The 9004-nt window shown below is 71.0% G+C and carries 6 protein-coding genes and 1 pseudogene; 2 read left to right on the top strand and 5 right to left on the bottom strand.

What is annotated here, in order from left to right:
* A pseudogene (locus AQJ11_RS47760) lies at positions 1–224 on the top strand (IS701 family transposase); the annotation flags it as partial.
* A gap of 209 nt (positions 225–433) precedes the next feature.
* Here the strand turns inward: AQJ11_RS47760 and AQJ11_RS43180 are convergent.
* From AQJ11_RS43180 to AQJ11_RS43165, 4 genes are all read right to left on the bottom strand, one after another.
* Positions 434–1201 carry an SDR family NAD(P)-dependent oxidoreductase gene (locus AQJ11_RS43180; RefSeq protein WP_059267123.1) on the bottom strand — a complete coding sequence of 256 codons (768 nt, stop codon included), beginning with the start codon at positions 1199–1201 and terminating at the stop codon, positions 434–436.
* Positions 1202–1553: 352 nt separating this feature from the next.
* Complete coding sequence (locus AQJ11_RS43175; protein WP_059267128.1) at positions 1554–1901, bottom strand: ArsR/SmtB family transcription factor; 348 nt, start codon at positions 1899–1901, stop codon at positions 1554–1556.
* Positions 1902–2235: 334 nt separating this feature from the next.
* A complete protein-coding gene (locus tag AQJ11_RS43170) occupies positions 2236–2925 on the bottom strand; it encodes a sigma factor (RefSeq protein ID WP_059267122.1) in 690 nt (229 codons plus the stop codon).
* A 141-nt stretch (positions 2926–3066) separates the two neighbouring features.
* Positions 3067–5874 (bottom strand): helix-turn-helix transcriptional regulator, encoded by a 2808-nt coding sequence (locus AQJ11_RS43165; protein WP_059267121.1) that lies wholly within the window; start codon positions 5872–5874, stop codon positions 3067–3069.
* A 215-nt stretch (positions 5875–6089) separates the two neighbouring features.
* On the opposite strand from AQJ11_RS43165, the gene AQJ11_RS43160 reads away from it, so the two are divergent.
* Positions 6090–7811: an FAD-binding protein gene (locus AQJ11_RS43160; protein WP_059267120.1), complete on the top strand. Its 1722-nt coding sequence runs from the start codon at positions 6090–6092 to the stop codon at positions 7809–7811.
* 75 nt (positions 7812–7886) lie between these two features.
* On the opposite strand, the gene AQJ11_RS43155 is transcribed toward AQJ11_RS43160, so the two are convergent.
* On the bottom strand, positions 7887–8744 hold the full coding sequence (locus AQJ11_RS43155; RefSeq protein ID WP_059267119.1) for a helix-turn-helix transcriptional regulator: 858 nt from the start codon (positions 8742–8744) through the stop codon (positions 7887–7889).
* Between the last annotated feature and the right edge of the window lie 260 nt (positions 8745–9004).

Raw genomic sequence — 9004 nt, 5'->3', positions numbered from 1 at the left:
CCAGTACGAGGTCCGCCGCTATCCGGGGCTGGTATCGCCACATCACCCTGGCCATGCTCGCCCACGCGTTTCTGTCCGTCGTCGCGGCCCAGACCACCGAAAGGGGGGCCGCAGAAACGACCCCACCAGCACCGTCCGCTTCACGGTGGCAGAGATCCGCAGACTCCTGGACGCTCTCCTGCCCCGGCCCACACCCCGCTTCGGAGCAGTCATCCACGCCCTGAACTGGTCCCTCTGGCGCCGACAACACCAGGCCATCGCCCGCCGCTGCCACTACCGAAGAAGAACCAGCTCAGGCAACGATTTCTGACTGGAGTACTAGCCGGATCAGGTACGCCGCAAGCACCCTCACGCGGCTCACGGGCTCCCGTGGATCTTCCCGGGCCACGCGAGATCGTGGCGAGCCGTCAGAAGCGGGCCGGGGGCGGTGGAGTCAGATGAGTTCCAGCCCGCCGTCGACAGTGATCACCTGACCGGTCGCATGACGCCCGGCGGGATCGGCCATACGAAGGATCCAGTGAGCCACCTCGTCAGCGCTCGCGATGTGGTGCGTGGGGATACGGTCACGCTCGTAGGCGTACATGTCGTCGGCGGCCTCCGGCGTGAGGCCGGCGTGCAGCATGACGTCGGTCCGGGTGGGGCCGGGAGCGACCGAGTTGACCCGGACACCTTCGCCGGCGAGCTCCAGGGCCCAGCTCCGCGTCATCTGCTCGACGGCCGCCTTGGACGCCGAGTAGTGCGCGCCGCCCGCCATGGGGCGGTGGCCGTAGGTACTGGAGACGTTGATGATCGTCCCGGAGGTCCTCCGCAGGTGGGGCAGGGCCTCGTGGGCCAGCAGGCTCGGAGCGACGACGTTGAGCGCGAGCAGATCGACGATCGTCTGCTTGTCGGTCTCCGCCAGTGGCATGACTGCCGTCGCGCCGGCGTTGTTGATGAGGTGGTCGAGGCGGCCCCAGCGTTCCACGGCGGCACTGACAACCTTGGCAGGTGCTCCGTCGCCGCATATGTCGATCGCCAGGACGTCGATGTTGGCGTGCGCCGCGGCCGTCTCCTGCAACGGCGCCTCACGTCGACCCACACCGAGTACGTGGGCGCCGGCCTCGGCGAAGGCGGTGGCCGTGGCCCGGCCTATACCGGATCCGGCACCGGTGACGATCGCGACATGGCCGGAGAAGGTCCGGTCGAGGGAGTCCACGCGCATGAGGTGCTCCTTGTTCGATGTTCGTTGTACATAGAACATTATGAAGACTTCGTGTCACAGTCAAATGGGGAAGAAGAGGCTTCGCCGGGCGATGGGTCACGGCGTGTCACACGCGACGGGGGCTGGAGCATGCCGGACACCGACCGGCGCCGGCCAGGCCCGGTCACCTCCCCAGGAGCGCTTCGGGGCGTTCGCCCCCATGGGCACACGGTGGCATGGGTGCCACGACACACCGCGACCAGTGCGGCGGACGCCAGGTTGGGTGGCAGCCCGCGTCACAACCCCTACGGCGACGGTTCACCCGCCCAGGGACACACAACCCATTCAGTACGGGGCGCCGACAATGACGTCGTTACGCCGGTTCGTCGCGCTCGGTGACATGGTCTCCGATGTTGTCGCTGACAGCGGCGGACAGCAGTGCCGGCAAGAGGCCGGGGAAACGGGCCTCAAGGGCGTCACGCCTCAGCTTCACATAGCAGCGCGTGCCCTCCTGACGGGTCTGCGTGACACCCGCCTCGCGCAGCATTTTGAGATGATGGCTGAGAGTGGACTTGGCGACGGGGGCGCTGAATTGCCCCCATCCGCGCTCGGCACCGTCGGACAGGATGCGGACGATCCCCAGCCGAGTCGGGTCGCTCAGCACTCCGAGCAGGCGCGGCAGGGCGATCTCGCTGTCGGCAGGGGACGAGTGGTCCGGCATGCCGACCATGTTACCGGGCGTTCGGTACATGTCGAACATCGCTCACGATCATGAACGCACTGGTGAGAGCCCGGTGCTCCGGATCACGGCTCGGGCCGTCACCCAGCGCCGCGCTTCAAGGCCTCCCGTGTGACACCGGTTCGGCCGGGAGGACTGTTCCTCCAGAGATGCGCGTGAGCCGGGGAACTTGCCGGGTGGCAGGCCGTGCCACGGTTTCGCGTGCTTTCTCCGTGCCGTCATCCGGCAGTCACACGACTGCGCGCTGCGGGCGGGCACGGCAGCGCCTGGACGCACGACCGTGGCTTCGCATGGGTCGCGCCGTTCGTGCCTCCTCTCAGGCCGGCGACAGCAGGCGGTGCACATGGCTGCCGGGGACCAGCAACCGGATGAGGTCTTCCAGGTCGCCGGTGCTGGCCGCGGTCCGGAACGCGGCCACGAGACGACGGTGCGACTCAGCGGGGACCGGCCGTTCGCGGTCGCACTCCAGGCGGGCCTGCGCTCGGTGGACCACCACTCGGGCGTTCTGCACGCTGATCCGAAGCAGCCCCGCCAGATCGGCATAGGCGTAGTCGAAGCCCTTGCGCAGCACGTAGGCGGCCAGCCGGTCCGGGGTCAGCCTCGCCATGAGCAAGGCCAGGGCCGCCTCGACCGCCACGGTTCGCTCGGCACACACCATGGGATCCTGAGCGGCCCGGTCGCCGAGGTCGGCCAACTGCGGCTCGGCCGGTGTCTCGTGACGGAGCCGCGCGGACTGGACGACGTTGATCGCCAGACGGGTCGTGGCCGTGGTCAGGAACGCGGCCGGATTGTTGATCTCCACGCGGTGGGTGAGCTGCCAGCGCAGCCACACCTCCTGCAGCACGTCTTCGGCTGCCGAGACGTCACCGAGAATCCGGTAGGCGATGCGGAACAGTCGTGTCCGCTGGGCCAGGAAGATGCCGAGGGCGATGTCCAGGTCGTCCTCGCCCGGCCGGGCGACCCGGGGTTCGGTCGGCGTCGTCGTATCCGGGCTGGGCGCGAACATTCGGGAACCTCTCTTCGCGGGCGGGCGCCCCTCGGGGGCGTTGCCTTCCACCCTCGGCCCGAGGCACCGCTCACCGCGCCCTTGGTACCCGTGGTCGAGTCCGTAGGGACCCCGTGGGGTTCACCTGGGGCCCGGCGGCCCTCAGCCGGACGGCACCTCGTTCCTGGTGTCCGCGGCCGGGGTGCGCGCGAGGGCACCCGGCAGTGCGCGACGCGATTTGATGCCGAGTTTCGTGTACACCTTCCGCAAGTGCCACTCCACGGTGTGCGGGCTGATGAACAGCTCCGCGCCGATCTTCGCGTTCGTCATGCCGTCGGCGGCGAGCATGGCGACCTGCGTCTCCTGGGGGGTGAGGGTGCTCGTCGGTGCACTCTCCCGCACCCTGACGTGCTCGCCGGTGGCGAGCAGCTCGCGGCGGGCCCGCTCGGCGAACGCGTGGGCGGGCATCCCGTCGAACATCTCGTGAGCCGTGCGAAGGTGCTCCCGGGCCAGCGCACGACGGTTGCCGCGGCGGAGCCACTCGCCGTACAGGAGGTGGGTACGTGCCACCTCCACGGCCACACTGCCGCGGCCGAACTCCTCGATCGCGGTCCGGTACAGGCGGTCGGCCTCGTCACCGTCGGCGAGGAGGGCCTGACTGCGGGCGCTGGCGCCACGGGCCCATCCGGAGTCGGCGGCGCGGGTGAGTTCGACCAGCCGGGCCAGCGAGGCGCGGGCCTGGTCGAGCTCACCGCACCGGGTGGCGGCCTCGACGTGTTCCACCAGCGACAGGCCGGTGAAGTTGAACCCGTCGTGGTCGATGCCCGTGCGGGCCGCCGCCAAGGCCTCCTCGTAGCGTGCCAGACCGTTGAACAGCACGCCCTGGATGTAGCCCATGGCGCCCAGCAGTCCCACCTCGCCGCGTTGTTCGGCCCGCTGCCGGGCTTCTTCGATGATGCCGGCGGCGACGTCCGCCTCGCCTCGCCACGCGGCCAGGACGAGCGTCGCGTACTTGTGCGGAGCGTGGCCGGTCGCGGCGGCGAGCGCGTCGGCTTCGTCGATCATCCGGGCCGCCTCGGCGAAATCACCGTAGTGGATGTGCACCCCGCCGGCGTAGACGAGGGCCGGTGGCAGCGCGCCGAGCGCTCCGATGTCGCGGGCCAGGCGCACCGCGCGACTCGACAGCGTGTCCCACGTGTGCAGGTCCCAGGCGTAGTGGATGAACGCCTCCAGCGCGACTGGCGCAAGCAGGAGCCAGCGCATGGTCGCCTCACGCGTGCCGAGCTCCTCGTGTGCGAGCAGCTCCAGAGCGCCGTGCAGTGCCGGAACACCGACCTCACAACCGTCCGCGAGGAGCGCGGCCACACCGTCCAGGAGCAGGTCTGCGGCCTTGGAGCCCGAGGGGGGCGCCCCGGACCCGCGGGCCGCGATCGCGGCGGCGCGGGCACCTGTCGGACCGTGGACCCGGCCCGCGAAGATGGTCGCGCTGATCGCCTCCAGGTACGTCTCGCGCGCCAGTGGCGACCCGGCGGCGGTGAACTGTGCGGCGGCTTCGAGGAGCAGGGGTGCCGCCTCGTCGCTGCGGCTGCGGGCGAACAGGATCCTGGCCCGCAGGCGCGCCAGGCGGGCGCGGTCAAGAGCGCTCAGGGGACACAGTTCGGCCACCGTCGCCAGCTCCGTGGCCCGATCGGGCGCGGCGGCCGAGAAGTGGGCCTCGGCGGCTGCGAGGGCCCGGCGCCCCCGCGGCCACGGATCCGGCGTCACCTCGGCCGCGCGCTCCAGCAGTACCGCCTCGGCCGCGATCCCGCCGCGCTGCCGCGCGCGGTCGGCGGCCTGCTCCAGCCCGGCGGCGACCTCCTCGTCCGGCCCGTCGGCGGCCTGGGCGGCGTGCCAGGCGCGCCGGTCGGGGTCCAGGACCGGGTCCGTGGCCTCGGCCAACGCCCGGTGCACCGCCCGGCGTTCTTCGGGCCCGGCTCCGTGGTAGACCGCGGAACGGACCAGCGGATGCCGAAACCGTACGGACTCACCGAACTCGATCAGACCGGCCGCCTTGGCCGGTGCGGCATTGGGGGTGATCTTGAGAGAGGCGGCCGCGCGGACCAGCAGACGCGCGTCACCGACCGGTTCCGCCGCGGCGATCAGCAGCAGTGTCCGGGTCGCCGCCGGCAGCGAACCGAGCCGGCTGGCGAAGTCCCGTTCGACACGGCTCGCGACCGGTCCCTGGACGCTCCGGAACGTCGACGAGTCCAGGCCGTACGCCAGCTCGGCGGCGCTGCGGCCGCGGGAGAATTCGAGCAGCGCGAGCGGGTTGCCGCCCATCTCGGCCACGAACCGGTTGCGGACCCGCTTCTCCAGTCGCCCGCCGACGGCGGCCTCAAGGAGCTCTCCAGCCGCGACGGTGTCGAGACCGCCGATCCGCAGTGCCGGCAGACCGTGGAGTGCGTCCCGCCCCTCGGGGTCACGTACCGCGAACACCACCGCGACGGCCTCGGCGAGCAGTCGCCGGGCCACGAACTCCAGGGTCTGCAACGACACCTGGTCCAGCCACTGAGCATCGTCGACCAGGACGAGCACCGGTCGGCTCTCCGAGGCCCGGGTGAGCAGTGTGAGCACGGCGAGGCCGACCAGGAAGCGGTCGGGCGGGTCCCCGGCCGCCATCCCGAACGCCACGCGGAGGGCGTCGCGCTGGGGTTCGGGCAGTTCGTCGAGCTCGTCCAGGAACGGCGTACACAGCTGGTGCAGGCTCGCGTAGGGCAGCTCCATGTCGGCCTCGATGCCATGTGCCCAGGCCGACTTCACCCGTGACGCCCGCGCGGCGACGTATGCCAGGAGCACCGACTTCCCGATGCCGGCCTCGCCACGGACCACCAGTACGCGGGACCCGCCTTCGCGCAGCCCAGCCAGCAGGTCGTCGAGGGCCGCGCACTCGCGATGCCGGCCGACCAGGTCGGGAAGCGGGCTGGCGATCATGCGACGCGGCTCCTTGGAGGAATCCGGGGGTGTAGGACTGCCACAACGGTTGTCGGAGGGATCCTCACAACGATACCCGGACGGCACCCACAACTTGTGTCGGATTATTGTGACGGACTCCACTGCGAAAGTTGTTCCGACGCTGTCACACACGAGGCCGCTGTCCGGTCGACCACTGCCTATGATCTCGCCCGTCCGCTGCCGCAGGAGGTTCCGTGTCTTCGCTCGGACACCAGCTCGCCACGTCCGTTCTCGTAGTGGGAGCCGGTGGAGCCGGCCTCCGCGCGGCCATCGAAGTCGCCGAGGCCGGCATCGCGGTCATCGCGGTGGCCAAACGCGCGGCTGACGACGTCCACCACACTGTCCCGACCTCTGGATGTTCGGCTGAGGCGCCCTTCGCCACCGGTCCCGTGGAGACGTGGGAACGGCACGCGGCCGACACACTGCGGGCAGGGCACTCGCTGGCCGACCCACGCACCGCGCAGGTCGTTGCCCGCTACGCCGCGCAGGGATTCCACGACGTGGGGCGCTACGGCATGCGTCTCGACCGCCAGGGCTGCGGCGGGGCCGCCCGGCGCCGCTTCGCCGACCACACGTACCGCCGTGCCGCGTTCACCGCCCTGGAGGTGCGGCGAGCGCTCCGTGAACGCGCCGAGCAACTCGCCGTTCCCGTCCTGCCGAACGTGTACGTCACCCGGTTGCTGGTCGACGACGGGACGGTCTTCGGTGCCTATGGGTTCGATCTCGTCGACGGTTCGCGCTACCTCGTGCACGCCGACTCCGTGATCCTCGCGACCGGAGGGCACACGCGCCTCTGGCGGCGTACGTCGTCGCGTCGAGGCGAGAACACCGGCGACACCTTCCGCCTCGCCGTCGAGGCCGGCGCCCGGTTGCGTGACCCCGAGCTGGTGCAGTTCCACCCCTTCGGGCTGATCAGGCCGGAGAACGCGGCCGGCATGCCCGTCAGCGAGGCGGCACGCGGCGTGGGCGGGGTCCTGCTCAACAACCTCGGCGAGCGGTTCATGACGCGCTACGACGCCGAGCGAATGGAGCTGTGCAGCCGGGACAAGATCGCGCTGGCGTCCTACACGGAGATCAAGGAGGGCCGCGGCACCCGGGCCGGCGGCGTGTGGCTCGACCTGTCGCACCTGCCGCGTGAGACGGTTCTGACGCGGCTGCCGCGGGTGCACCAGGCGCTGTTGGACCTCCAGATGCTCGACGTCACCCATGACCCGATCGAGGTCGCGCCGACCGCCCAGTACTCCATGGGCGGTGTCTGGGTACGGCCCGAGGACCACAGCAGCGATGTCGACGGGCTCTTCGTGGTCGGGGAGGCCGCCAGTGGTCTGCACGGTGCGGACCGGCTGGAGGAGAACTCGCTGATCGAACCACTCGTCTACGGCCGGATCGCCGGCCGGGCCGCTGCGGAGTACTCGGCCGGGCTCACCTCCCAGCAACGGTCGCCGGCGGCGGTTCGCGCCGCGGAGGCGGACGTGAACCGGCTCGCGGTCGCCGACGGCGACCAGGACGTCCGCGCGCTGCAACGGTCGGTGCGGCACCTGATGACGGAGCGCGCCGGTGTCGTGCGGGACGAGGCGGGGCTCACCGCCGGGCTCGCCGAACTCGACGCGATCGAGGACCGTATGGCGTACGTGGGCGTGCACATCGACATCGGCGGCTTCCAGGACCTCGCGTACGCCTTTGATCTCAAATCCGCCGTCCTCGCCGCTCGCGCGACACTTCTGTGCGCGTTGGAGCGGCGGGAGACACGGGGTTGTCACAACCGGTCCGACCACCCCGACGTCGACCCCGACCTGGACGTCAATCTGGTGTGGTCCCCGGCGACCGGGGTGCGCCGTGAACCCGTCGCGCCCGTCCCCACCCACATCGCCCAGTTGATGCACGACGTCCCGGCCGACGCGTGTTTGCTCCGGTAGCGCGTCCAGGGAGCCGACGGGTGGCATCGGAGCACGGCGAAGACGGGCACCGCGGCAACCACCCGCTCCGCTTCCTCAGGGTCTGCCCGGTACGGGCTGTCCCCCGGTGTTCGGCAGGAGGGACAGCAGGCGCAGGTTGGTGTGGCTCTCGGTGCCCGGTGTCGCGGTGTACACCACGAGCCGCTGGGACTGGTCGGGGTCGACCAGTGTCTGGCAGTGCAGCTCCAGCGTCCCGACCTGGGGGTGCAGGAAGCGTTTGGAGGCGCAATAGGGCCCCAGTGCGGGGCGCTCGCGCCAGATCCCGGCGAACTCAGGGCTTTCCCTGTTCAGCGCGTCCACAAGCTCGGCGGCACGCGAGTCGCCGCCGTCGCGGATGTACGCGCCGTGGAGGTCCGCCACCATCAGGCGGCTCTGCTCGGCGTGGTCCTCCTCGGGGTGGACCAGGCGGGCGACCGGGTCGGTGAACCAGCGGTAGTGGGCACTGCGCGCCAGTCCGGTGTGGGCCGTCGCGTCACCCAGCAGCGTCACCGCCAAGCGCGTCTGTTTCAGTGTCTCGCCCAGGTGGTTCATCACCTGGGCGGGGGTGTCCTCCAGCCGGTCCAGGATGCGCATCATCCCCGGGTTGATGTGGTCGCCGCGCCGCACCCGGTGGGGCAGGGCGTGACCGGCGAGCTGGAAGAGAAGGTCGCGCTCCTCCAGTGACAGGTGCAGTCCACGGGCTATGGCGGCGAGCATCTGTTCCGAGGGGTGGGGACCTCGTGGCTGTTCGAGCCGGCTGTAGTAGTCCACCGACATGTCGCAGAGTGCCGCGACCTCCTCGCGGCGCAGCCCTCCGGTACGCCTGCGGCGCCCGCGGGGCAGTCCGACGTCCTCCGGCTGGAGGGCCTCGCGGCGCGCCCGGAGGAAGGCTGCCAATGCTGCCCGATCTGCCATGGCTGTCCTTTCGCACGGGACGGTGCCGTCCCCGACGGGATCGCCCGTCCGTGGGTGTCCTGACCGGGCTTGCGGGAGAGGGCGCCGCCTCGACCGCGGCCTTCGCTAAGTACTCCGGCCATGTCAGCGACGCGGCCAGGACCGCTCATTCCCCGCGACAGTGTGCCGTCCCACACCCTCGCGAGCACAGGGAGGGCGTCCCTGACGGCGTCGGCCGCCGTGCGAGGGGGCGTCCCCCCACGGCCGCGCCGCCCCGGGAG

The organism is Streptomyces corchorusii (assembly GCF_001514055.1).
GTDB lineage: Bacteria > Actinomycetota > Actinomycetes > Streptomycetales > Streptomycetaceae > Streptomyces > Streptomyces olivaceoviridis.
Note: the sequence above shows the minus strand (reverse complement) of the source record. Positions and strands in the feature narration are given on the sequence as shown.

Excerpts from the sequence above, each read along its gene's own strand:
- AQJ11_RS43175 (WP_059267128.1), bottom strand. The coding sequence starts at position 1,901 with ATGCCGGACCACTCGTCCCCTGCCGACAGCGAGATCGCCCTGCCGCGC.
- AQJ11_RS43165 (WP_059267121.1), bottom strand. The coding sequence starts at position 5,874 with ATGATCGCCAGCCCGCTTCCCGACCTGGTCGGCCGGCATCGCGAGTGC.
- AQJ11_RS43180 (WP_059267123.1), bottom strand. The coding sequence starts at position 1,201 with ATGCGCGTGGACTCCCTCGACCGGACCTTCTCCGGCCATGTCGCGATC.
- AQJ11_RS43170 (WP_059267122.1), bottom strand. The coding sequence starts at position 2,925 with ATGTTCGCGCCCAGCCCGGATACGACGACGCCGACCGAACCCCGGGTC.
- AQJ11_RS43155 (WP_059267119.1), bottom strand. The coding sequence starts at position 8,744 with ATGGCAGATCGGGCAGCATTGGCAGCCTTCCTCCGGGCGCGCCGCGAG.